Origin of the sequence: Ancylobacter koreensis, from assembly GCF_023016525.1 — a bacterium.
In the GTDB taxonomy this organism is placed as follows: domain Bacteria; phylum Pseudomonadota; class Alphaproteobacteria; order Rhizobiales; family Xanthobacteraceae; genus Ancylobacter; species Ancylobacter koreensis.
Window position 1 is genome coordinate 1,351,869 of the sequence record NZ_JALKCG010000001.1, and the last position, 22,563, is coordinate 1,374,431.

Consider the following 22,563-nt stretch of genomic DNA (forward strand, 5'->3'; position numbering starts at 1 on the left):
GAGGGAGAGCCAATGGCCCGCATCACGCTTCGACAGCTTCTCGACCACGCCGCCGAGCACGATTACGGCGTGCCGGCCTTCAACATCAACAATATGGAGCAGGGCATCGCGATCATGGAGGCGGCGCAGGCCGTCGATGCGCCCGTCATCATGCAGGCGAGCCGGGGCGCGCGCTCCTATGCCGGCGACATCATGCTCTCGCGCATGATCGACGCGCTCACCGAGATGTACCCGGCGATCCCGATCTGCATGCATCAGGACCACGGGAACAACGAGGCGACCTGCCTCTCCGCCATCCAGCACGGCTTCACCTCGGTGATGATGGACGGCTCCTTGAAGGAGGACGCCAAGACTCCGGCGGACTACGCCTACAACGTCGCCATCACCCGCCGCGTGGTCGATGCCGCCCATTGGGTCGGCGCATCGGTGGAGGGCGAGCTCGGCGTGCTCGGCTCGCTGGAACACGGCGCGGGCGAGCCGGAGGACGGCCACGGCGCGGAAGGCCAGCTCAGCCACGACCAGCTCCTCACCGATCCCGACCAGGCGGTGGACTTCGTCGCGGCGACCCGCGTGGACGCGCTCGCCATCGCCATGGGCACCTCGCACGGCGCCTACAAATTCTCGCGCAAGCCGGACGGCGATATCCTCGCCATGCATGTGATCGAGGAGATCCACCGCCGCCTGCCGGGCGTGCATCTGGTGATGCACGGCTCCTCCTCGGTGCCGCAGGCGCTGCAGGACCTGTTCAATGCCTCGGGCGGCGAGATGCCCCAGACCTGGGGCGTGCCGGTCGACGAGATCGTGCGCGGCATCCGCCACGGCGTGCGCAAGGTCAATATCGACACCGACTGCCGCCTCGCCATGACCGCGCAGTTCCGCAAGGTCGGGCAGGGCAACCGGACCGAGTTCGACCCGCGCAAATTCCTCAAGCCCGCCATGGACGCGATGCGCGACCTCTGCCGCGAGCGCTTCGAGCAGTTCGGCACCGCCGGCCATGCCTCGTCCATCAAGGTGCTTCCGCTGGCGGCGATGGCCAAGCGCTACGCGGCCGGCGCGCTCGATCCGGTGATCGGCGGCGCCCGCGTCGCGGCGGAATGAACCAGACAGGAAACAGCCCGCGCGCGCCGACGGCGCCGACGGAACGCACAGGAGACGAGCGATGAACGCCATCGACAAGACAGTCGCCGCCGACAAGCCGCGCAGCCGCTACAGCGCCGGCGTGATGGAATACCGCAAGATGGGCTACTGGCAGCCCGACTACGAGCCGAAGGACACGGACGTCATCGCCCTGTTCCGCATCACCCCGCAGGACGGCGTCGACGAGGTGGAGGCGGCGGCGGCGGTGGCGGGCGAGAGCTCCACCGCGACCTGGACCGTGGTGTGGACCGACCGGCTGACCGCCTGCGACAAGTACCGCGCCAAGTGCTACCGGGTCGATCCGGTGCCGAACACGCCTGGCTCGTGGTTCGCCTATATCGCCTATGACCTCGACCTGTTCGAGCCGGGCTCCATCGCCAACCTCTCCGCCTCGATCATCGGCAACGTGTTCGGCTTCAAGCCTCTGAAGGCGCTGCGGCTCGAAGACATGCGGATGCCGGTCGCCTACATCAAGACCTTCGACGGGCCGGCCACCGGCATCGTGGTGGAGCGCGAGCGGCTCGACAAGTTCGGCCGCCCGCTGCTCGGCGCCACGGTGAAGCCCAAGCTCGGCCTGTCCGGCCGCAACTATGGCCGCGTGGTCTATGAGGCGCTGAAGGGCGGGCTGGATTTCACCAAGGACGACGAGAACATCAACTCGCAGCCCTTCATGCACTGGCGCGACCGCTTCCTCTACTGCATGGAGGCGGTGAACAAGGCGCAGGCCGGCACCGGCGAGGTGAAGGGCACCTATCTCAACGTCACCGCCGCCACCATGGAGGACATGTACGAGCGCGCCGAGTTCGCCAAGAGCCTGGGCTCGTCCATCGTGATGATCGACCTGATCATTGGCTATACCGCCATCCAGTCCATGGCGAAGTGGGCGCGGCGCAACGACATGATCCTGCACCTCCACCGCGCCGGTCACTCCACCTATACGCGCCAGAAGAGCCACGGCGTCTCCTTCCGCGTCATCACCAAGTGGATGCGCCTCGCCGGCGTCGACCACATCCATGCCGGCACGGTGGTGGGCAAGCTGGAGGGCGACCCTCACACCACCAAGGGCTATTACGACCTCTGCCGCGAGGATTTCGTGCCGCAGAACCTCGCCCACGGCATCTTCTTCGACCAGCCCTGGGCCTCGACCCGCAAGCTGATGCCGGTGGCATCGGGCGGCATCCATGCCGGCCAGATGCACCAGCTCATCGACCTGCTCGGCGAGGATGTGGTGCTGCAGTTCGGCGGCGGCACCATCGGCCATCCGATGGGCATCCAGGCCGGCGCGACGGCCAACCGCGTGGCGCTGGAGGCGATGATCTTCGCCCGCAACGAGGGTCGCGACATCGTCTATGAGGGGCCGGAGATCCTGAAGGCCGCCGCCCGCCACTGCCTGCCGCTCAAGCAGGCGCTGGAGACGTGGAAGGACGTGACCTTCAACTACAGCTCCACCGACACGCCCGACTTCGTGCCGCAGGCCACCGCGGCGGAGTGATCGCTGTTTCCCGGACAAGCGGAGCGGAACGCGAAGCGCCGATCCGGGACCCAGCACAAGAACCGGCCGAAGGCGCCACTGCCTTTTGCCGAGAGTCATGACGCTTCGCGACTTTTTCCTGGGCCCCGGATCGGCACGGCGCTGCGCGCCGCTTGTCCGGGGCACGCAAACGAGGACACCACCATGCGCCTGACCCAGGGAGCCTTCTCCTTCCTGCCGGACCTCACCGACGAACAGATCGCCCGGCAGGTCCAGTACTGCATCGACAAGGGCTGGTCGGTGAACATCGAGTTCACCGACGACCCGCACCCGCGCAACACCTATTGGGAGCTGTGGGGCCAGCCCATGTTCGACGTGCCGGACGCCGCCGGCGTGATGTTCGAGCTGAACGAGTGCCGCAAGACCTATAAGGGCCGGCACTACATCCGCCTCAGCGCCTTCGATTCCACCCATACGTGGGAATCGCTGCGCCTCTCCTTCATCACCGACCGTCCCGACGAGGAGCCCGGCTTCGCGCTGGAGCGCCAGGAGGTGGACGGCCGGGCGATCCGCTACACCACGCGCGCCTATGCGGCCAACCGCCCGGAAGGCGCGCGCTACTGAGCTCCCCTGAGCGTCTTCCGCGCGACGAGCGCTTCTCGCGCGGAAGACGCCGCCTGATCCGTCGGTCTCCCTCTACTCCCCCGACGGAGAACCGCGGTCGTTCGGTTTCCTCCCCGACCGCGAGGGACCGATGCCGGAATGCCGCGCCCGGCATCGGTCCCCTTTTTCTTCTCTGCCTTGGGCCAATGGAGGTTGCCATGGACGCCATCACCGACAACCCGCCCGCCCTCGACGAGACGGCCGAGCGGCGTGGCGCCATCGACCTCGGCGCCGAATTCGTCTCCAGCGGCCTCGCCGAGGTGCTGGAGCAGCTCGACCGCGAGCTGGTCGGCCTGGTGCCGGTCAAGCAGCGCCTGCGCGAGATCGGCGCGCTGCTGCTTGTGGACCGCGCCCGCGCGCATTTCGGCCTGCAGGCGGTGAGCCCCACCTTGCATATGAGCTTCACCGGCAACCCCGGCACCGGCAAGACCACGGTGGCGCTGCGCATGGCGGAGATACTCCACCGGCTCGGCTATGTCCGCAAAGGCCATCTCGTCACCGTCACCCGCGACGATCTGGTCGGCCAGTACATCGGCCACACCGCGCCCAAGACCAAGGAAATCCTCAAGAAGGCGATGGGCGGCGTGCTGTTCATCGACGAGGCCTATTACCTCTACCGCCCGGAGAACGAACGCGACTACGGGCAGGAGGCCATCGAGATATTGCTGCAGGTGATGGAGAACCAGCGCGACGATCTCGTCGTCATCCTCGCCGGCTATGCCGACCGCATGGAGCGCTTCTTCACCGCCAATCCCGGCTTCCGCTCGCGCGTCGCCCACCATATCGACTTCCCCGACTATACCGGCGACGAGCTGGAGGCGATCGGCGGGCGCATTCTGGAGACCATGAACTACAAGCTCAGCCCGGAGGCGCAGGAGGCGTTCCACGGCTATGTCGGGCTGCGCATGCGCCAGCCCCATTTCGCCAATGGCCGCTCGATCCGCAACGCGCTCGACCGCGCCCGACTTCGGCAGGCCAACCGCCTGTTCGCCAGCGCCCGGCCGGTGACGGCGGACGATCTGGTGACGCTGGAAGCGGCGGACATCCTCGCCAGCCGGGTCTTCTCCGGCGGCATCGACAGCTATCCGCCGCTCAGCACCTGACCGTCATACCGGATGGCCGCAGGCCGATCCGGGTGCGCGACCCACTTCATGATGATCCCGGCTCGCGCTTCACTCGGCCGGGATGACGGGAGAGACGAATATGCCCCTCATCGCCCCTTCCATGCTGGCCAGCGACTTCTCCCGCCTCGGCGAGGAGGTGCGCGACGTGGCTGGCGCCGGCGCCGACTGGATCCATCTCGACGTGATGGACGGGCATTTCGTGCCCAACATCACCTTCGGGCCCGACGTCATCAAGGCGATGCGCCCGCACACCGACAAGGTGTTCGACGTGCATCTGATGATCGAGCCGGTGGAACCCTTCATCGAGGCCTTCGCCAAGGCGGGGGCGGACGTCATCACCGTGCAGGCCGAGGCGACGCATCATCTCGACCGCTGCCTCCAGCACATCCGCTCGCTCGGCAAGAGGGCGGGGGTGGCGCTGAACCCGGCGACGCATGAGAGCGCGCTCGCCTATGTGCTCGACAAGGTGGACCTCATCCTCGCCATGACGGTCAATCCCGGCTTCGGCGGGCAGGCCTTCATCCCCGACGTGCTGCCGAAGATCTACCGCCTGCGCGCCATGATCGGCGAGCGGCCGATCCATCTTGAGGTCGACGGCGGGGTGACGCCGGAGACCGCAAGGCTGTGCGCGGCGGCGGGCGCCAATGTGCTCGTGGCCGGCTCGGCCGTGTTCAGGGGCGGGCGCGAGGGCTACGCGGCCAACATCGCCGCCCTACGCGAGGCCGGCCGGCAGGCGCGCGGGCGCGCCGCTGCCTGAGCGGCCCCAGGCTGCGGCCTCAGTTAAAGGCGTCCTCGGTCAGGTTGAGGATGATGATCTGCCGCGCCGAGGGCGGGATCGAGGGCGAGGCGCGCATCTCCATGGCGATCGCCGGGTGCTTCTTCTGGATGAGGCTGGCGACGCGGTTCGCCACCTCCTCGGTGGTGGCGAAATAGGACATGGAGTTGCTGGTCGTCTGGACCACGCCGGTGTCGGAGACCACCACGTCGAAGCCGGCCGCCTTCAGCGGGGCGGTGAAGTTGTCCATCTTGGTCTGCGACACGGCGTTGACCGGCGCGAAGATGCGCACCGTGTAGCCCGAACCCGGCAGGGCAGGGGCGGCGGGGGGTGCGGGCGCCGCCGTCGCGGGAGCCTGCGCGGTCTCTGCCGCCGCCGTCTGGCCCGGCAGCGGGGGCACCAGGGCATCGCCGCCGGCAGGTGCGGGCGTCGATGAAGCGGCAGGCGCCGGCACGGGCGCCGCCGGCGTGGCCGCGAGGGGGGCTGGCGCAGCCGGGGCGCTGGCGCGTTCGGCCTCCATGGTGGCGAGGCGTCCGGCGATTTCGGTCTGTGCTGTCCGCAGCGCGGCGATCTCTTCGCGCAGGCCCAGCGTCTGCGCCGTGATGAAGGCGACAAGGCCCAGCACGGCCACCAGCACGAGCCCGTAAAGCACCGGCAGGGCGGGGTGCGTCGTGCGCGGCGGCGGCGTCTCGGCCTTGCGGCTCTCGATCTCCAGCCGGCGCATATCGACCTTCAGCCGCTCGATGCCGAGCCAGCGCTGGAACGCCTCGGGCTCGACGGGCGGGCCCTTGGGGCGGCTCGGCGGCGCGCTGGCCCGCGCCGGGGCGTCCGCCGTCGTCGGCGTCGGCCGCGTCGTCTCCAGTGAAGGCTCGCGCTTGTCGGTCATCTCGTGCTCCTGCGCGGAGGCGGACCCGCACGCAGCCGCCCGCTCCCCTCGCGGCCGATACTACCGCAAGGTCGCCGCGCCGCCGACCCTTGCCTGCGGACGTGGTAAAGCGTGGGACGGCGGGGGAGGTGGCTGGCTCAGGCGGCCGGCGCGCGGGCCGGGCGGCGGCGGGTGCGCGGGCGCTTGGCGATGCGGCCCTTGACGATGCGTAGCACGACCACGGTGAGGATCAGCATGACCAGCGTGACGCCCACCATCAGCACCAGCCATTCCGACTGGCTGGCGCCGCCGAGCTGGTTGGCGCCCTTGCCGGCGAGCCAGCCGGGGGCCAGCATCACCGGCGCCCACACCACCGCCGAGGAGACGTTGGCGAGCTGGAAGCGGCGCTGGTCCATGCGCATCATGCCGGCGACCATCGGCATGGTCGCGCGCACCGGGCCGAAAAAGCGGCCGACGAACACCGAGGCGAAGCCGAACCGGCGGAAGAACAGGCGCGCCTGCGCAACCTGCTCGCGATAGCCCAGCAGCGGGCGCCGGTGCACGATGCGCGGGCCAAGCCAGCGGCCCAGCCAATAGGACACCACGTCGCCCAGCACGGCGCCGACGACGGCGCCGGAGATGACGGGCAGCGGCGAGACGATGCCGGAGCCGATCAGCCCGCCGATCGCCAGCATCAGCGCGGTGGCGGGGATGACGAGGCCGACGAGAACGAGGGATTCCCCGAAGGCGATGATCCCGATGACGACGGGGATCAGATAGTCGTGGTCGCGCAGAAACGCCGCCACATCCGCGGTAAGAGCTTCCATGTCCTCACACTGCCGGCAAACCGAGCCCCCAATGTGAGGGCGAACATGTCGGCAGCAAGGCCATAGCGGCGTTTCATCGCGGGTCCGTGCGGGCCTGCCGCCGGCCCGGTTCGCCATGCCTGACGATTTCTTTGCCGCGCGCCGGAACTTTGCGGGCGTCCGCGCGTTCAACCCGCCGCATCCGCCATTCCGGCTCCCCCTGTCCGCGTGCCCCGCCTCGACTGCGAGGGACGCCAACGACGGAATGTTCCATGCCGCCTTTGCCGCGTGCGCTCGCCCGCTTTCTGTTGCTCGCCCTCCTCCTCGCCGCGCCGCTGGCTCCCTCGCCCGGATGGGCGCAGGCCCCCGCAGAACCGGCACCCGCGGCAACCCCGGCCACCCCGCCGACTTCCTCCCCGCCCACATCCCCGACACCGGAAGCGCGTGAGAATCTGCGCGCGCTCCTCGGCACGTTGAGCGACGACACCGAGCGCGCCCGCTTCCTCGCGCAGCTCCGCGCTCTGGTGGAGGCAAGCGACGGCACGACTACGGACGCCGCCGTGCCCGCCGAGCGCAGCGACTGGCTGGCCGGCGCTACCCAGTCGCTCGGCGCCTTCTCCACCGGCGTGCTGTCGCTGGTCGCCGAGGTCGAGCAGATCCCGCAGCAGGCGCGCGAGCTCGTCGAGGGACTGTCCGATCCGCTGGTGGTCGAGCGCGTCGGCTGGGCGGTGACGATGGTGATCGCCGTTCTCGCCGCCGCGCTGCTGGCCGAATATGCCGCCAAGCGGCTGCTGGCGCGGCTGCGCCGCGCGGTCGAGGCAAGGCGGGTGCGCGGGCCGGGCATGAAGGTGCTGCTGCTCGCCCTGCGCACCGTGCTCGACATATTGCCCATCGCCGCCTTCGCCGCCGCCGCCTTCGGCGTGCTGGCGCTGGTCGAGCTGAACTTCGTGGTGCGGCTCGCCGTCGTCACCGTGGTCAACGCCAATGTGCTGGTGCGCCTCATCCTCGTCGCGGCGCGGGCGGTGCTGACGCCCGGCGCGCCGCAATTGCGGCTGTTCCCGCTCGACGACGAGGGCGCCGCCTATGGTTATCTCTGGGTGCGCCGCTTCGCCGCCACGATCGTCTACGGCCATTTCCTGCTCCGCGCCGCCTGGGTGCTCGGCCTCGCCTTGCCGACCTATCGCTTCCTCACCAACGCGCTTGGCCTGTTCGTCGCCGGCATGTGCATCGTCTTCGTGCTGCAGATACGCGGCGGCGTCGCCCGGCGCCTGCGCGGCCTCGGCGCGCGGGACGGGCGGATAGCGCGGCTGCGCGACACGGTGGCCGATTTCTGGCCGGTGCTGGTGATCGGCTATGTCGCCGCCGCCTATCTCGTCTGGGTGCTCGACGTGGACGGCGGCTTCGCCTTCCTCGCCCGGGCGACGTTGCTCACCGCGCTCACCGTCGCCATCGCCGCGCTGGCGGTGGCGCTGCTCGGCCGTGCCTTCGAGCGGCTGTTCCGGCTGAACGGCGAGATGCGCGCCAGCTTCCCGCTGCTGGAGGCGCGCGCCAACCGCTATCTGCCGGCGCTGCGCGGGGCGATGCAGGGGCTGATCGCGCTGGTCGCGGCGCTGGTGCTGCTGGAGGTCTGGGGCGCACGGCCCTTCGAATGGCTGGCCTCGGAGAGCGGGCAGGGGGCGATGGGCCGGCTCATCTCCATCGGCGTGGTGGTTCTGGTCGGCCTCGTCGCCTGGGAGCTGTCGAGTGCCTTCGCCGACCGGCTGCGCGCCGGCAACCCCAACTCGACCCGGCTGAAGACGCTGCTGCCCTTCGTGCAAAACGCCTTCCGCGTGGTGCTGCTGACGCTGGGCGGGCTGATCCTGCTCTCGGAGATCGGCGTCAACATCGCCCCGCTGCTGGCCGGTGCCGGCGTGCTGGGCCTCGCCGTCGGCTTCGGCGCGCAGACGCTGGTGAAGGACGTCATCACCGGCGTGTTCATCCTGATGGAAGACACCATCTCGGTGGGCGACGTGGTGGAGGTCGGCGCCCATGCCGGCCTCGTCGAGAAGATCACCATCCGCACCGTCCACATGCGCGACTTCGACGGCAATGTGCATTCCATCCCGTTCGGCGAGGTGCAGACGGTGAAGAACATGTCGAAGGACTTCGCCTATGCCGTTGTCGACGTGCGCGTGGCCTATCGCGAGAACATCGACGAGGCGCTGGCGCTGATGGCCGAGGTCGCCGCCGACATGGTGGCCACGGGGCCGCTGGCGGAGACCATCACCGAGCCCTTCGAGGTGGTCGGCGTCGAGGCGCTGGACCCCTCGCACATCCAGCTGCGCGGCCGCTTCAAGACCCGTCCGCTCGGCCAGTGGAACGTGCGCCGCGAGTTCTACCGCCGCATCAAGGCGGCCTTCGACGCGCGCGGCATCGAGATGCCCTATCCGCACCAGACGGTCTATCTCGGCACCGACCGCAAGGGCATGGCGCCGCCGCTGCGCGTGGTGAACCAGAGCACTGACGCCGCCGCCGCGCCCCAGCGCGCGCGCCGCAGCGAGGCCGCCCGCGCCGCCCGCACGCCCGGCCCGATGATCGAGGAGCACCCCGGCGCCCGCGAGCGCAGCGAGGAGGACGAGGAGGCCATGCTGCCGGCCATTGAGGAACGCCGCCACTGAGAGCGAGGGACATTCCTGGGAGTCCGTCATCCCGGCCGGAGCCGAAGGCGGAGAGCCGGGATCGTCTGCGGCGTCTCGTTGCGATCCCGGACAGGGCCTGCGGTCCTTCCGGGATGACGTGGCTGGAGGGTGGGCGCTAACCATAGTCGGCATTCGCGACGCATTCCGCCCGCTCCGGTAGCCGGGGAGGATTGAGCGCGGGCGGCAAAGCCGCGATGATGCCGCCTCCCCGTTCCCCGGCTGCCGTGGAGCCTCGCCCCCTCATGCTCAGCCGCCTGCTGCGACATCCCGTGCTCCTGATCGTGGGGACGGTGGTCGGCCTGTTCGCCCTCTACGAGATCAGCGTGCGCTTCGTCGCCTATACGGGCGACGCCTATGTGATGAGCGACATCGTGGTCATCTCCTCGGAGATCGAGGGGCCGGTCTCGCGCCTCGCGGTGCAGAACAACCAGTCGGTGGCGGCGAACCAGCTCCTGTTCGAGATCGAGCGCACGCCCTATGCGCTGAAGGCGCAGGAGGCGCAGGCCGCGCTGGCGCAGGCGAAGGCCGACCTCGACCTCGCCAATGACGAGGTGGCCGCTGCCCGCGCCAACCTCACCTCCGCCCTCGCCGTGCAGACCAATGCCCAGGACCAGCTCAACCGCGTGAAGACGCTGGAGAAGGAGGGCTATTCGCCCGAGGCGACGCTCGACATCGCCACCCGCGACGTCGCCACCGCCGGCGCCAATGTCGCGGCGGCGGAGGCGCAGCTCAGCGTCGCCACCCGCCGCGTGGCGGTGGCCGGCGCGGTCATCGGCTCGGCTGAGGCCGCGCTCGGCAAGGCGCAGTACGACCTCTCCAAGACGGTGATGAGCGCGCCCGAGGCCGGCCGCATCACCCCCTTCACCGTCCGGCAGGGCGACTATCTGCGCACCGGCACGCCGGTGCTCGCCATCGTCACCGACCGCCGCCGCCGCGTCGTGGCGAATGTGAGCGAACGCCATCTCGCCCGCATCCGCATCGGCCAGCGCGTGCTGCTGACGCTCGGTTCGGACCCGTGGGCGGTGCATCTGGGCCGCGTGAGCGGCATTGCCGGGGGCGTCTCGCGCTCGCCGGACAATCCGCAGGTCGTGCCCTATGTCGAGCCGACCACCGACTGGGTGCGCCTGCCCCGGCGCTTCCCCGTCGAGGTGACGCTGGACGACTGGCCGGAGGGTCTCGGCCTGTTCAACGGCGCCGACGCCCGCGTGCTGATCCGGTTCTAGCCATGGCGGAGGCGCAGGCGGCACCGGCGGGCATCAGCGACATCGACCGTCAGGCCTTCGCCACCGCCTGCGGCGTGCTCGCCGCCGTTTCCATCGCGCTTCTCATGGGGCTGCAGGAACCCTACTGGGCGGCGCTGAGCGTGATGATCATCGCCAATGTCGACCGCGAGGCGCTGTTCACCAAGGGCGTGCTGCGCGTCACCGGCACCTTCGTCGGCGTGCTCGGGGGCTATTACATCGGCCAGTGGGCCGAGGGCTTCGCGGCGATGCAGCTCGCCCTCGTGACCATCGCCGCCGCCGTCGGCACCTATGGCCGGCAGCGCAGCGCCTATGGCTATGCCTGGTTCTACGGCGCGCTCACCTTCATGCTGGTGCTGCTCTACACCATGACGCAGCCCGCCCAGCTCTACGGCTTCGCGCATTACCGCTGCTACGAGATCGTCATCGGCGTCGTGTGCGCCACGCTGGCGAGCTGGGCGCTGGGGCCCAACGCCGGCGAGCTGCACGCCCGGCTGAAGGCGCAGGCCGCCGCCACCAGCGCGCTGAACGCCGAGCACCAGGCGCTGATCGCCGGGCTGGGCGCCTTCACCATCGTGATCATCTGGTTGCTGTTCGACCTGCCGCAGCTGCCGCAGGTGCTGATCTCCAGCCTGATCGTGATCGACAGCGACCCGATCGCCACCCGCCATCGCGGCGCGCAGCGCATCTTCGGCTGCATCATCGGCGGCACGGTGGGGCTTATCGTCATCTTCATCGACGCCACGCATATCTGGTGGTGGGCTGCGATGCTGTTCCTCGGCGTGTTCTCCTTCGCCCGCATCCATCTGGGCACGTCGGCGCAGGCCTATATCGGCACGCAGTCGGCCATCGCCTATCTGGTGACGCTGGTCGGCGCCGGTCCGCCGACCTCGCTCTACCCGCCCGTCGAGCGGCTGGTGGGCATCGTCATCGGGGTGAGCCTCATGACCGTGCTGGTCTGGGCGTTCAATCCGCCCAAAGCCGCCGCCAGCGCAACCTGATCATTCCCCGGCGCGCGGCGGGGCGATCTCGTCGAGCAGCGCGCCGAGGTCCGCCCCGCGCGGCACGGTGCGCCAATGGCCGGGCCGGCCGGCGGGGATCACCACTGCGGCGTTCTTCGGGCAGATGTCGAGGCAGGGAACTTCGACGACGGCGACGCGGGCGCCCTTGCGGCGCGGCTTCTTCATCGGCCTGCCGCCTTCGCGCCGGGCGATCTCGGCCCGCAGCGCCTTGGCGAGCGGCGCTTCGCCGTCGGGGCCGAAGCCGCCGTCCAGCTTCTTCGCGCATTTGCGGCAGACGAGGACCACGTCGGTCCAGTCGGAACGTATCGGCTTCATCGGCGGGGGCGTCCTTTGGCGCTGCATGTGGCATCGCCGGGGCGCTTTGTCGATGCGGGAGCCGGCCGGGAAGCGTAAGGTCGCTGTGTCGAGGGGGCAGAACGACACCTCGACCGGCGGCTTCCCGGCCGGCGACGGGGCTCACTCCGCGGGAAGAGACGCGGGGTGGGCCTCGCCGTGCTGGCGAAGGGCTCGGTTGCCCGTGAGCCTGCGCAGCAGCACGTAGAAGACGGGCGTGAGGAACAGCCCGAAGAAGGTGACGCCGATCATGCCGGAGAACACCGCCACGCCCATGGCGTGGCGCATCTCGGCGCCCGCGCCGGTGGAGAGCACCAGCGGCAGCACGCCCATGATGAAGGCGAAGGACGTCATCAGGATCGGCCGCAGACGCAGCCGGCTCGCCTCGATCGCCGCCTCCACCGGGTTGCGCCCGGCGAATTCCAGCTCGCGGGCGAATTCCACGATCAGGATCGCGTTCTTCGCCGACAGGCCGACCAGCACGACGAGGCCGATCTGGGTGAAGATGTTGTTGTCGCCCCCGCCCATCCACACGCCGAACAGCGCCGCCAGCAGGCCCATGGGCACGATCATGATGATCGCGATGGGCAGTGTCAGGCTCTCATACTGGGCCGCCAGCACGAGGAAGACGAGCAGGATGGACAGCGGGAACACCAGCACCGCCGAATTGCCGGCAAGGATCTCCTGATAGGTCAGGTCGGTCCATTCGTAGTCGAAGCCGGGCGGCAGCACTTCTGCAGCGATCCGCATCGCCGCCTCCTGCGCCTGGCCGGACGAATAGCCCGGCGCCGGGCCGGCATTGATGTCGGCGGTGAGGAAGCCGTTGTAGCGCTGGGCGCGCTCCGGCCCCGCCGTCGTCTCGACCTTCAGCAGCGCGGCGAGCGGGATCATCTCGCCGCTGTCCGAGCGCACCTTCAGCTTGCCGATGTCCTCGGGCCGGGCGCGGTAGGGCGCGTCCGCCTGCACACGCACCGAGTAGGTACGGCCGAACTTGTTGAAGTCGTTGACGTAGAGCGAGCCGAGATAGACCTGCAGCGTCTCGAACACCGCGCGGATCGGCACGCCGAGCTGGCGGGCCTTGGTGCGGTCCACATCGGCGAAGATCTGCGGCACGTTGATCTGGAAGGTGGAGAACTGCCCGGTCAGCTCCGGCGCCGCCATGGCCTTGGCCATGAAGGCGTTCGTCACCTCGGCCAGCGCCTCGTAGCCGCGGCCAGCCCGATCCTCGATCTGCAGCTTGAAGCCGCCGACGACGCCGAGGCCCTGCACCGGCGGGGGCGGGAACATGACGATGTAGGCGTCCTTGATCACCCCGTATTTCTGGTTCAGCGAGGCGGCGATGGCGGCCGCGCTGAGCTCGGGCGACTTGCGCTCCTCGAAGGGGTCGAGCACCGAGAAGACGATGCCGGCGCTCGACGAGTTGGAGAAGCCGGCGATCGAGAGGCCGGGGAAGGCGACGGCGCTGGAGACGCCCGGCTCGGCGAGGGTGATCTCGCTCATGCGGCGGATCACGTCTTCCGTGCGGTCGAGCGTGGCGCCGTCCGGGAGCTGGGCGAAGCCGACCAGATACTGCTTGTCCTGCGCCGGCACGAAGCCGGACGGCACGGCCTGGAACAGCCACCAGGTGGCGCCGAGCATGACGGCGTAGAACACCATCACGACGCTCTTGACCTTCAGCGTGCCGCGCACGCCGCCGCCATAGCCGCGCGAGCCGCGCGCAAACACCCAGTTGAAGCCGCGGAAGAACCAGCCGAACAACGCGTTGATCGCCCGCTGGAGCATGTCGGGCTTGGCGTCGTGGCCGCGCAGCAGCAGCGCCGCCAGCGCCGGCGACAGGGTCAGCGAGTTGATCGCCGAGATCACCGTCGAGATGGCGATGGTGAGCGCGAACTGCCGGTAGAACTGGCCGGACAGGCCCGAGATGAACGCCAGCGGCACGAACACCGCCACCAGCACCAGCGCGATGGCGATGATCGGCCCCGACACCTCGGCCATCGCCTGATAGGCGGCGGCGCGCGGGGAGAGCCCGTTCTCGATGTTTCGCTCGACGTTTTCCACCACGACGATGGCGTCGTCGACCACGATGCCGATGGCCAGCACCAGGCCGAACAGGCTGAGCGCGTTGATCGAGAAGCCGAAGATGTACATCACCGCGAAGGTGCCGACGATGGACACCGGCACGGCGAGCAGCGGGATGATCGAGGCGCGCCAGGTCTGCAGGAACACCACGACGACGATGACGACCAGCAGCACCGCTTCGAACAGCGTGTGCACCACCGCCTCGATGGAGGCGTCGACGAAACGCGTCGTGTCGTAGACGATGTCGTAGCTGACGCCTTCCGGCATCGTCTTCTTCACTTCCTCCATCGTGGCGCGCACGTTCTCGGCGATCTCCAGCGCGTTGGAGCCGGGGGCCTGGAACACGCCGATGCCGACCGCCGCCTTGTTGTCGAGCAGCGAGCGCAGCGCGTAGTCGGCGGCGCCCAGCTCGATGCGGGCGAGGTCGCGCAGGCGCACCACCTGCCCGTCGGCGCCGGTCTTCACCACGATGTCGCCGAACTCCTCCTCGGTTTCGAGGCGGCCCTGCGCGTTGATCGAGAGCTGGAGGTCGATGTCGGGCCCGCCCGGCGAGGCGCCGACCATGCCGGCGGCGGCCTGGACGTTCTGGGCGCGGATCTCGTTCACGACGTCGCTGGCGGAAAGCCCGTGCTCAGCCACCTTCTGCGGGTCGAGCCAGATGCGCATCGAATAGTCGCCGGCGCCGAAGATGTCGATCTGGCCGACGCCGGAGAGGCGCGCCAGCCGGTCCTTCACGTTGAGCACGGCGTAGTTGCGCAGATAGGTGATGTCGTAGCGGTCGTTCGGCGAGATCAGGTGCACGACCATCAGGAAGGTCGGCGAGCTCTTCGCCGTGGTGACGCCGAGGCTGCGCACCTCTTCCGGCAGGCGCGGCTCGGCCTGCGAAACGCGGTTCTGCACGAGCTGGGTCGCCTTGTCCGGGTCGGTGCCCAGCTTGAAGGTGACGGTCAGCGTCATCACGCCGTCGGTGGTGGCCTGCGAGGACATGTAGAGCATGTCCTCGACGCCATTGATCGATTCCTCGATGGGCGTCGCCACCGTGGCGGCGATGACCTTCGGGTTGGCGCCGGGATAGGTGGCGCGCACGATGACCTGCGGCGGCACGACCTCGGGATATTCCGAGATCGGCATCACCCGCAGGGCCAGCAGCCCCGCGAGGAAGATCAGCACGGAGAGGACGCCGGCGAAGATCGGGCGGTCGATGAAGAACTTGGACAGATTCATGGCGTCCTCCCCCAAGGAGGCGATGCGTCGGGGCTGCGGTCAGCGCGCGGCGACGGAGGTGGTCGGGTCCTTCGCGTCGGCGGAGGCGGTGGTTTCCATGGGCACGACTTCCGGGGCGAGCAGGACGCCCGGACGCACGCGCTGCAGGCCGTTGACGACGATGCGCTCGCCCTCCTTCAGCCCGTCGGTGACGACGCGCAGCCCCTCGCTCGGCGGACCGAGCGTGACCTTGCGCCAGACCGCCTTGTTGTCGTCGCCGACCACGAAGACGAACTTCTTGTCCTGGTCGGTGCCGACGGCGCGCTCGTTGATCACCAGCGCCGGCTCGGTCTTGGCGCGGCCCATGCGCACGCGGGCGAACTGGCCCGGCACGAGGCGGCTGTCCTTGTTGTCGAACACGGCGCGCAGCCTGAACGTGCCGGTCGCCGCGTCGACCTGGTTGTCGACGAGCTGGAGATGGCCGCGCACGGTGTTGCCCTGGGTGGTCGAGGTGACGATCTCGACCGGGATGCGGTCGATCTCGTTCAGCGCTTCGTCATGGGCGCCAAGCGTGGCGAGCGCCTCGGCGACAGCGCCCTCGTCGGCGTCGAAATTGACATAGATCGGGTCGACCGAGACCAGCGAGGTGAGCACGGGCGAGGCCGGGCCGGCGGCGACGAGGTTGCCCACCGTCACCTCGATGCGGCCGATGCGCCCGTCGACCGGCGCGCGCACCTCGGTGTAGTCGAGGTCGAGCTGGGCGGTCTGCACGGCGGCTTCCGCCGCGCGCAGATTGGCCTCGGCCTCGCGGAAGGCGTTGGTGCGCTGGTCGAGGTCGCGCACCGAGACGACGCGGTTGTCGACGAGCTGCTTGCCGCGCTCCAGCTCGCTGCGGGTCAGCTCGACGCGCGCGGCGGCCGCCTCGCGCAGCGATTCGGCCCGGCTCAGCGCCGCCTTGAAGGGCTCGGGGTCGATGGAGACCAGGAGGTCGCCCTGTTTGACCAGCGCGCCCTCGCGGAAATGGATCTTGTCGACGGCGCCGGAGACGCGCGGGCGCAGCTCCACCACCTCGACCGCGCGCAGGCGTCCGGAGAACTCGTTCCACTTCATCGTGTCGCGCGCCTTGAGCACCGCCACCGAGACCGGCATGGCCATGGGCGCGGCGGCCTCGGCCGGCGGATCGGTCGCCAGCGCCTGGCTGCTGGGCCAGGCGAGGAAGACGGCGGTGCCGGTGGCGAGGGCGGCGAGGGTGAGGGCGAGGCCCGCTTCCCGCCAGCCGCGCCGGGCGGGGCGCCCCGCCACGGTTGAATCGTGGCCGACTGCGGCGTGCGCGAGGTTTCCGGTTGCGGCGTCGGTGCCGTTTGCTTCATGCGTCATGGCGAATCTCCCGGCCCTCAGGCCCGAACAGTGCGAACAGGTGCGGCGGAGTTCTCCGCCAGGAATTTCCGGAAAAGGTCCCGCAGGACCGTCTCCCAATGCGGATCGGCCTCGATGGCGGCGTCCATGCCGAGGCTCGCGTCATCCGCGTCCTCCAGCATGTGGCTTTCCACCACGACGCCGCAGTCGCGCAGGCGGCGCGCATAGGCGAAGCTCTCGTCGCGCATCGGGCAGTCGTCCGAGGTGACGATCAGCGCCGGCGCCAGCCCGCCCAGCCGGCGCGAGCCGAGCGGCGCCGCATAGGGATGGGCCGCGTGCTCGGCGCCGCCCAGATAGAGGTGCCAGCCGTCGACCCATTTGCAGTGCGCCGCGCCGGCCACCGCCGCGTGGATCGACTGCGTGCACAGGCTGGCGTCGACCATGGGCGAGAGCAGGATCTGCCCGGCGACGGGCGGGGCCTGCTGGTCGCGCGCCATCAGCGTCAGCGCGGTGGCGAGGTTGGCGCCCGCCTCCTCACCGGCGACGAACAGGCGCGCGCCGCGTCCGGCCCATTTGCCGCGCTCGGCATAGAGCCGGCCGAGGGCGGCGAAGGAAAGGTTGAGCGCGGCGGGGAAAGGGTGCTCGGGCGCCAGCGGATAGTCGATGGAGACCACCACCGCGCCCGCTTCCGTCATCAGCCGGCAGACACAGGCGCTGCAGTCGAGATCGCCGTCGGTGAAGGCGCCGCCATGCAGGTGCAGCACCAGCGCCGCCGGGCGCAGAGGCGCGCCGGGACGATAGACGCGCGCGCTGAGCGCGGTGCCCCCGATCTCCAGCTTTTCCTCGGTCCACAAAGCGGTCATAGCGCCCACCATCAGGCTGCGGATGCGATCCGCCACCCGATCCCGTCATCGGTACGTGCTGCAATGCGGCGAAACCTAGGACCGTTTTTTCCTCGGAAAAATAGCCAAATTGGCATAACATTATTCACGAATGGAAATAATGAAGCGGTAGCATGGACCAGATCGCCGCGATGCGCGCCTTCGTCCGGGTGGTCGAGGCCGGCAATTTCAGCCGCGCTTCCGATCTCCTCGACATGCCCAAGCCCACCGTCACCAAGCTGATCCAGCAGCTTGAGGCGCATCTGCGCACGCGCCTGCTCAACCGCACCACGCGCCGGGTCGGCGTGACGCCGGACGGGGCGGCCTATTACGAGCGTGCAGTGGCGCTGCTCTCCGACCTCGACGAGATCGACGCCTCGATGGCTCGCTCGCAATCGAGCCCCTCCGGCCGGCTGCGCGTCGACGTGCCCTCCTCGCTGGCGCTCTATTCCCTCATTCCCGCCTTGCCGGACTTCTTCGCCCGCTATCCCGACATCCGCCTCGACCTCGGCGTCTCCGACCGGCCGGTCGACCTGCTGGCGGAGAATGTCGACTGCGCCATTCGCGGCGGCGACCTCCTCGACCCGACGCTGATCGCCCGCCGGGTCGGCGAGGTGCGGCTGATGCTGTGCGCGACGCCCGGCTATCTCCAGACCTACGGCACGCCGCTGCATCCGCGTGATCTTGAGGCCGGCCACCGCGTCATCGGCTATTTCAGCGCCCGCACGGGCCGGCGCGTGGCCTTCGACATGGAGCGCGGCGAGGAGCGCCACGAGCTCGACCTGCCCTATTTCGTGGCGGTGAACGATTCCACCGCCTATCTCGCCGCCGGGCTGGCTGGACTCGGCATCACCCAGACCATCGAGCCGATGGTGACGCCCTATATCGAAAGCGGCGCGCTGGTGCGCGTGCTGCCGGACTGGCACAGCGCGCCCATCGTGCTGCATGTCGTCTATTCGCCCAACCGGCATCTGAGCAGCCGGCTGCGCGTCTTCGTCGACTGGGTGGCCGAGCGCTTCGCCGGCGGCGGCGCCTACCGCCCCGGCCAGGGCGCGATCCAGCTTCCCGTGCAGCCCTAATGGGTGACGCCGAGGAACTGCTGCAGTTCCGGCGTCTTCGGGCTGGCGAACACCTCCTCCGGCGGGCCGATCTCGTGCACGCGGCCCTGATGCATGAAGACGACGCGCGAGCAGACGTCGCGCGCGAAGCGCATCTCGTGCGTCACCATCATCAGCGTCATGCCTTCGCCCGCCAGTTCCTTCACCACGGCGAGCACCTCGCTGACCAGCTCGGGGTCGAGCGCGGAGGTGATCTCGTCGCACAGCAGCGCAATGGGCTGCATGGCGAGCGCGCGGGCGATGGCGACGCGCTGCTGCTGGCCGCCGGAGAGCTGGTCGGGATAGGCGTCGAACTTGTGCGCGAGCCCGACCCGCTCCAGCTGGCGGCGCGCCATCGCCTCGGCCTCGGCTTTCGGCGTCTTCTTCACCACCATCTGCGAGAGCATCACATTGCGCCCCGCCGTGAGGTGGGGGAACAGGTTGAAGCCCTGGAAGATCATCCCGACCTTGAGGCGCAGCGCCTTGAGGTGCAGTTCGTCCGGCAGGAGCTGGGCGCCCGCCACCGAGATCGAGCCCTCGTCGATCGTCTCCAGCCCGTTGATGCAGCGCAGCAGCGTCGACTTGCCGGAGCCCGACTTGCCGATGACGGCGATCACCTCGCCCGGCGCCACGTCGATATTGATGCCCTTGAGCACTTCGTTGTTGCCGAAGCGCTTCTTCACCTCAGTGATTTCGATGAGCGACATTGAGCTTCCTCTCCAGGATCTGGGAAGACTTGGACAGCGGCCAGCACAGGCAGAAATAGATGAGGGCGACGAGCCCGTAGACCTTGAAGGGCTCGAAGGTGGCATTCGTCACCACCGTCCCCGCCTTGGACAGTTCGACGAAGCCGATGATCGAGGTGAGCGCCGTGCCCTTCACCACCTGCACGGAAAAGCCGACGGTGGGCGGCACGGCGATGCGCAGCGCCTGCGGCAGGATCACGTGGCGCATCTGCTGGATGTAGCCCATGCCGAGGCTGGAGGAGGCCTCCCACTGGCCGCGCGCGATGGCTTCCACGCAGCCGCGCCAGATTTCGGTGAGGAAGGCGGCGCTCCACAGGATCAGCGCCAGCCCCGCCGCGAGCCAGGCCGGCACGTCGATGCCGAACAGGCCGAGGCCGAAGAAGGCGAGGAAAAGCTGCATCAGCAGCGGCGTGCCCTGGAACAGCTCGACATAGGTCTTCACGAAGATCTGCCCGAGACGGCGCTTGCCGATGCGGGCGAACAGCAGGGCGGCGCCGACGAGGCCGCCGCCGATGAAGGAGACAATGGAGAGCAGGATGGTCCAGCGCGCCGCCAGCAGCAGGTTCCGCACGATGTCCCAGGTGGTGAATTCGCTCATGGTTTGCTCCTCACCGTGCCGTGCGTTTTGGGAAAAGCGTCCAGCCGAGGCCGCGCAGCCCCTGCCGCAGCGCGATGGCGAGGGCGAGGTAGATCAACGTGGCGACGAAATAGGTCTCGAAGGCGCGGAAGGTGCGCGACTGGATGAAGTTCGCCGCGAAGGTGAGGTCCTCCGCCGCGATCTGCGACACCGCCGCCGAGCCCAGCATGACGATGACGATCTGCGAGGAGAGCGCCGGCCAGATGCGCTGGAGCGCGGGGATCAGCACCACGTACCAGAAGGTCTGTATGCGGCTCATGCCGAGCGAGGCGCCGGCCTCGAACTGGCCCTTCGGCGTCGCCTGTATGCCCGCCCGCACGATCTCGCAGCCATAGGCGCCGAGATTGATCACCATGGCGAGGTTGGCCGCTTCCAGCTCGCCCATGCGCACGCCGAGCGCGGGCAGGCCGAAGAAGATGAAGAAGAGCTGGATCAGGAACGGCGTGTTGCGGATCAATTCGACATAGGCGGCGACGACCGGGCGCAGCCAGCCCGGCCCGAGCGCGCGCGCCCAGGCGCAGGCGACGCCCAGCGACACGCCGAGCACCCCGCCGACCAGCGTGAGCTCAAGCGTGACCGCGATGCCCTTCACGAGGACCGGCCAGTAGTCGAGGAGCCAGCCGAAATCGAACGCGTAGTTCATGCCCGTGAACTCCCGCTGATAAGAGGGGGATGGACGCCTTTTCCCCGGACAAGCCACGCGAAACGTGGCGCCGATCCGGGGTCCAGGAGAGAAGCGGCGAAGCCTCTAGAACCCTTCGAGGAAGCGCCTTCGGCGGTTCCTTGTGCTGGATCCCGGCTCTGCGCTTCGCCTATGGCTCCGCTGGGCCGGGACACATATTCAGCGCGCTCCGCTCACAGATCCGCCGGCAGGCCGGCGCCGAGCCACTTCTGCGAGATGGCGTCGAGCGCGCCGTCCTTCTTGGCCGCGCCGATGATGGCGTCGACCTTGGCGAGCAGCGCCGGCTCGTTCTTGTTGAGGCCGATGAAGCAGGGCGAGTTCTTGATGAGGAACTTGATCTCCGGCTTCTTCGGCGGGTTGCGCGCGAGGATGGCGGCCGCCACCACGTTGCCGGTGGCGATGACGTCGACCTGGCCCGAGAGGAAGGCCGAGATGGTGCCGTTATTGTCCTCGTAGCGCTTGATGGTGGTGTCGGCGGGAGCGATCTTGGTCAGCTCCAGGTCCTCCACCGCGCCGCGCGTGACGCCCACCGTCTTGCCGGCGAGGCCCGCCGCGTCCTTCACCGCCACATCGGCCGGGCCGAACACGCCGTTGAAGAAGGGGGCGTAGGCGACCGAGAAGTCGATCACCTTCTCGCGCTCGGGATTCTTGCCGAGCGAGGAGATGACGAGGTCGACCTTGTTGGTCTGCAGATACGGAATGCGGTTGGCGCTGGTGACGGGCACCAGCTCCAGCTTCACGCCCAGCTTGGCGGCGATGAGCTTGGCGACGTCGACGTCGTAGCCCTTGGGCTCCATGTCGGCTCCCACCGTGCCGAAGGGCGGGAAATCCTGCGGCACGGCGATGCGGATCACCTTGCTCGCCTCGATGGTGGCGAGCGCATCGGCGGCCGCCGGCAGCGGCATCTGGGTGGCGGCGAGCAGGGCGCCGGCGGCGAGGCCGAGGAAGCTGCGGCGGCGGAAGGTGCGAATGTTCATGCGATCAATCCTCTTTGGTGAGCGGATGGTCGTTGGTGTGGGGATGGCTGTGGGAATGGTGATGCGGCACGGAGGGGGCGTTGCCGGCGAAGGTCGACGGCGACAGCAATTCGCGAAGCCCGGCGAGCGGGTCGGGGCGGGCGGTCAGGTCCAGCCCGGCCTCGACCTTGCCGATGTGCTCGTCCATCAGCCGGGCGGCGAGGCTGAGGTCGCCCGCCTCCATGGCGGCGACGATGTCCTCGTGGTCGTGGCTGGATTCCTCGGCCTTCTCGGTCGGCTGGTAGAGCATCGAGATCAGCGTGGTCCGGGCGGTGAGGTCGCGGATGATCTCGGTCAGCAGCCGGTTGCCGAGCGCATCGGCGAGGTGGATGTGAAAATCGCCGAGCAGGCAGGCGCGGCTGTGGACATCGCCGGTCTCGATGGCGCGGCGCTCGATGGCGACGTGCTCCTTCAGGCTCGCCAGCACGGCGGGCGGAACCTCGCGCACGGTCTGCAGCAGGCCGGTCTCGATAACGCGCCGGGTCTGGAACGCCTCGCGGGCCTCCTCGGCCGAGGGTTCGACCACGTACCAGCCACGCCGGGCGCTGACCTGCACCACGCCGCGCGTCTCCAGCCGCATCATCGCCTCGCGCACGCGGGTGCGCGAAACGCCGAACAGGTCGGCGAGCTTCTGCTCGCCCAGCCGCGTGCCGGGGTCGATGCGGCCGGCGAGGATGGCCGAGAGGATCGCTTCCTCGATATTGGCGGTGGCCGGGTTCATCAGGCTTGCTCACAAACTTGTATACAAGCC

The 22,563-nt window shown here is 69.1% G+C and carries 20 protein-coding genes; 9 read left to right on the plus strand and 11 right to left on the minus strand.

Annotation, left to right across the window (positions count from 1 at the left end; genetic code table 11):
- The first annotated feature begins 12 nt into the window (after positions 1-12).
- The 5 genes from fba to rpe all read left to right on the plus strand — a co-directional run bounded on the left by fba (position 13) and on the right by rpe (position 5,152).
- Entirely contained in the window at positions 13-1,098 is a 1,086-nt protein-coding gene (gene fba, locus MWN33_RS06235) for a class II fructose-bisphosphate aldolase (protein ID WP_247199558.1), read from the plus strand.
- 61 nt (positions 1,099-1,159) lie between these two features.
- On the plus strand, positions 1,160-2,629 hold the full coding sequence (locus tag MWN33_RS06240) for a form I ribulose bisphosphate carboxylase large subunit (RefSeq protein ID WP_247199559.1): 1,470 nt from the start codon (positions 1,160-1,162) through the stop codon (positions 2,627-2,629).
- A gap of 183 nt (positions 2,630-2,812) precedes the next feature.
- Positions 2,813-3,232, plus strand: a complete 420-nt coding sequence (locus MWN33_RS06245) for a ribulose bisphosphate carboxylase small subunit (protein ID WP_247199560.1) — start codon at positions 2,813-2,815, stop codon at positions 3,230-3,232.
- 197 nt (positions 3,233-3,429) lie between these two features.
- Entirely contained in the window at positions 3,430-4,374 is a 945-nt protein-coding gene (gene cbbX, locus MWN33_RS06250; protein WP_247199561.1) for a CbbX protein, read from the plus strand.
- 100 nt (positions 4,375-4,474) lie between these two features.
- Positions 4,475-5,152 carry a ribulose-phosphate 3-epimerase gene (gene rpe / locus MWN33_RS06255; RefSeq protein ID WP_247199562.1) on the plus strand — a complete coding sequence of 226 codons (678 nt, stop codon included), beginning with the start codon at positions 4,475-4,477 and terminating at the stop codon, positions 5,150-5,152.
- 19 nt (positions 5,153-5,171) lie between these two features.
- Here rpe and MWN33_RS06260 read toward each other — a convergent pair whose 3' ends face one another.
- Together MWN33_RS06260 and MWN33_RS06265 are read right to left on the minus strand one after the other, a co-directional pair.
- Entirely contained in the window at positions 5,172-6,056 is an 885-nt protein-coding gene (locus MWN33_RS06260) for a hypothetical protein (RefSeq protein WP_247199563.1), read from the minus strand.
- Positions 6,057-6,193: 137 nt separating this feature from the next.
- Positions 6,194-6,862 carry a DedA family protein gene (locus tag MWN33_RS06265; RefSeq protein ID WP_247199564.1) on the minus strand — a complete coding sequence of 223 codons (669 nt, stop codon included), beginning with the start codon at positions 6,860-6,862 and terminating at the stop codon, positions 6,194-6,196.
- 251 nt (positions 6,863-7,113) lie between these two features.
- Between MWN33_RS06265 and MWN33_RS06270 the strand changes: the two genes are divergently transcribed.
- From MWN33_RS06270 to MWN33_RS06280, 3 genes are all read left to right on the plus strand, one after another.
- Positions 7,114-9,498, plus strand: a complete 2,385-nt coding sequence (locus MWN33_RS06270) for a mechanosensitive ion channel family protein (protein WP_247199565.1) — start codon at positions 7,114-7,116, stop codon at positions 9,496-9,498.
- A gap of 263 nt (positions 9,499-9,761) precedes the next feature.
- A complete protein-coding gene (locus MWN33_RS06275) occupies positions 9,762-10,742 on the plus strand; it encodes an HlyD family secretion protein (protein WP_247199566.1) in 981 nt (326 codons plus the stop codon).
- Positions 10,743-10,744: 2 nt separating this feature from the next.
- Positions 10,745-11,761, plus strand: a complete 1,017-nt coding sequence (locus tag MWN33_RS06280) for an FUSC family protein (RefSeq protein ID WP_247199567.1) — start codon at positions 10,745-10,747, stop codon at positions 11,759-11,761.
- Here MWN33_RS06280 and MWN33_RS06285 read toward each other — a convergent pair whose 3' ends face one another.
- The 4 genes from MWN33_RS06285 to MWN33_RS06300 form a co-directional block, all read right to left on the minus strand.
- Positions 11,762-12,097, minus strand: coding sequence for a (2Fe-2S) ferredoxin domain-containing protein (locus tag MWN33_RS06285; protein WP_247199568.1), 336 nt, complete (start codon positions 12,095-12,097; stop codon positions 11,762-11,764).
- A gap of 141 nt (positions 12,098-12,238) precedes the next feature.
- Entirely contained in the window at positions 12,239-15,418 is a 3,180-nt protein-coding gene (locus MWN33_RS06290) for an efflux RND transporter permease subunit (protein WP_247199569.1), read from the minus strand.
- Between the two features lie 39 nt (positions 15,419-15,457).
- A complete protein-coding gene (locus MWN33_RS06295) occupies positions 15,458-16,699 on the minus strand; it encodes an efflux RND transporter periplasmic adaptor subunit (protein WP_425531973.1) in 1,242 nt (413 codons plus the stop codon).
- A 92-nt stretch (positions 16,700-16,791) separates the two neighbouring features.
- Positions 16,792-17,616: an alpha/beta hydrolase gene (locus MWN33_RS06300; protein WP_247199571.1), complete on the minus strand. Its 825-nt coding sequence runs from the start codon at positions 17,614-17,616 to the stop codon at positions 16,792-16,794.
- A gap of 152 nt (positions 17,617-17,768) precedes the next feature.
- Here MWN33_RS06300 and MWN33_RS06305 point away from each other — a divergent pair, with 152 nt between their 5' ends.
- Positions 17,769-18,713, plus strand: a complete 945-nt coding sequence (locus tag MWN33_RS06305) for a LysR family transcriptional regulator (RefSeq protein ID WP_247199572.1) — start codon at positions 17,769-17,771, stop codon at positions 18,711-18,713.
- Here the strand turns inward: MWN33_RS06305 and MWN33_RS06310 are convergent.
- From MWN33_RS06310 to MWN33_RS06330, 5 genes are all read right to left on the minus strand, one after another.
- Positions 18,710-19,438, minus strand: a complete 729-nt coding sequence (locus tag MWN33_RS06310; protein ID WP_247199573.1) for an amino acid ABC transporter ATP-binding protein — start codon at positions 19,436-19,438, stop codon at positions 18,710-18,712. The genes MWN33_RS06305 and MWN33_RS06310 overlap by 4 nt on opposite strands.
- Entirely contained in the window at positions 19,416-20,075 is a 660-nt protein-coding gene (locus MWN33_RS06315) for an amino acid ABC transporter permease (RefSeq protein WP_247199574.1), read from the minus strand. The genes MWN33_RS06310 and MWN33_RS06315 overlap by 23 nt, the downstream gene beginning before the upstream one ends.
- Positions 20,076-20,085: 10 nt before the next feature.
- A complete protein-coding gene (locus tag MWN33_RS06320) occupies positions 20,086-20,757 on the minus strand; it encodes an amino acid ABC transporter permease (protein WP_247199575.1) in 672 nt (223 codons plus the stop codon).
- Positions 20,758-20,969: 212 nt separating this feature from the next.
- Complete coding sequence (locus MWN33_RS06325) at positions 20,970-21,773, minus strand: transporter substrate-binding domain-containing protein (protein WP_425531957.1); 804 nt, start codon at positions 21,771-21,773, stop codon at positions 20,970-20,972.
- A 4-nt stretch (positions 21,774-21,777) separates the two neighbouring features.
- Positions 21,778-22,533 (minus strand): GntR family transcriptional regulator, encoded by a 756-nt coding sequence (locus MWN33_RS06330; protein ID WP_247199576.1) that lies wholly within the window; start codon positions 22,531-22,533, stop codon positions 21,778-21,780.
- Between the last annotated feature and the right edge of the window lie 30 nt (positions 22,534-22,563).

Coding starts and splice junctions, on each gene's coding strand:
- MWN33_RS06305 (WP_247199572.1), top strand. CDS start 17,769: ATGGACCAGATCGCCGCGATGCGCGCCTTCGTCCGGGTGGTCGAGGCC.
- cbbX (WP_247199561.1), top strand. CDS start 3,430: ATGGACGCCATCACCGACAACCCGCCCGCCCTCGACGAGACGGCCGAG.
- MWN33_RS06290 (WP_247199569.1), bottom strand. CDS start 15,418: ATGAATCTGTCCAAGTTCTTCATCGACCGCCCGATCTTCGCCGGCGTC.
- fba (WP_247199558.1), top strand. CDS start 13: ATGGCCCGCATCACGCTTCGACAGCTTCTCGACCACGCCGCCGAGCAC.
- MWN33_RS06320 (WP_247199575.1), bottom strand. CDS start 20,757: ATGAACTACGCGTTCGATTTCGGCTGGCTCCTCGACTACTGGCCGGTC.
- MWN33_RS06315 (WP_247199574.1), bottom strand. CDS start 20,075: ATGAGCGAATTCACCACCTGGGACATCGTGCGGAACCTGCTGCTGGCG.
- MWN33_RS06285 (WP_247199568.1), bottom strand. CDS start 12,097: ATGAAGCCGATACGTTCCGACTGGACCGACGTGGTCCTCGTCTGCCGC.
- MWN33_RS06330 (WP_247199576.1), bottom strand. CDS start 22,533: ATGAACCCGGCCACCGCCAATATCGAGGAAGCGATCCTCTCGGCCATC.
- MWN33_RS06270 (WP_247199565.1), top strand. CDS start 7,114: ATGCCGCCTTTGCCGCGTGCGCTCGCCCGCTTTCTGTTGCTCGCCCTC.
- MWN33_RS06325 (WP_425531957.1), bottom strand. CDS start 21,773: ATGAACATTCGCACCTTCCGCCGCCGCAGCTTCCTCGGCCTCGCCGCC.
- rpe (WP_247199562.1), top strand. CDS start 4,475: ATGCCCCTCATCGCCCCTTCCATGCTGGCCAGCGACTTCTCCCGCCTC.
- MWN33_RS06275 (WP_247199566.1), top strand. CDS start 9,762: ATGCTCAGCCGCCTGCTGCGACATCCCGTGCTCCTGATCGTGGGGACG.
- MWN33_RS06280 (WP_247199567.1), top strand. CDS start 10,745: ATGGCGGAGGCGCAGGCGGCACCGGCGGGCATCAGCGACATCGACCGT.
- MWN33_RS06265 (WP_247199564.1), bottom strand. CDS start 6,862: ATGGAAGCTCTTACCGCGGATGTGGCGGCGTTTCTGCGCGACCACGAC.
- MWN33_RS06260 (WP_247199563.1), bottom strand. CDS start 6,056: ATGACCGACAAGCGCGAGCCTTCACTGGAGACGACGCGGCCGACGCCG.
- MWN33_RS06240 (WP_247199559.1), top strand. CDS start 1,160: ATGAACGCCATCGACAAGACAGTCGCCGCCGACAAGCCGCGCAGCCGC.
- MWN33_RS06300 (WP_247199571.1), bottom strand. CDS start 17,616: ATGACCGCTTTGTGGACCGAGGAAAAGCTGGAGATCGGGGGCACCGCG.
- MWN33_RS06310 (WP_247199573.1), bottom strand. CDS start 19,438: ATGTCGCTCATCGAAATCACTGAGGTGAAGAAGCGCTTCGGCAACAAC.
- MWN33_RS06245 (WP_247199560.1), top strand. CDS start 2,813: ATGCGCCTGACCCAGGGAGCCTTCTCCTTCCTGCCGGACCTCACCGAC.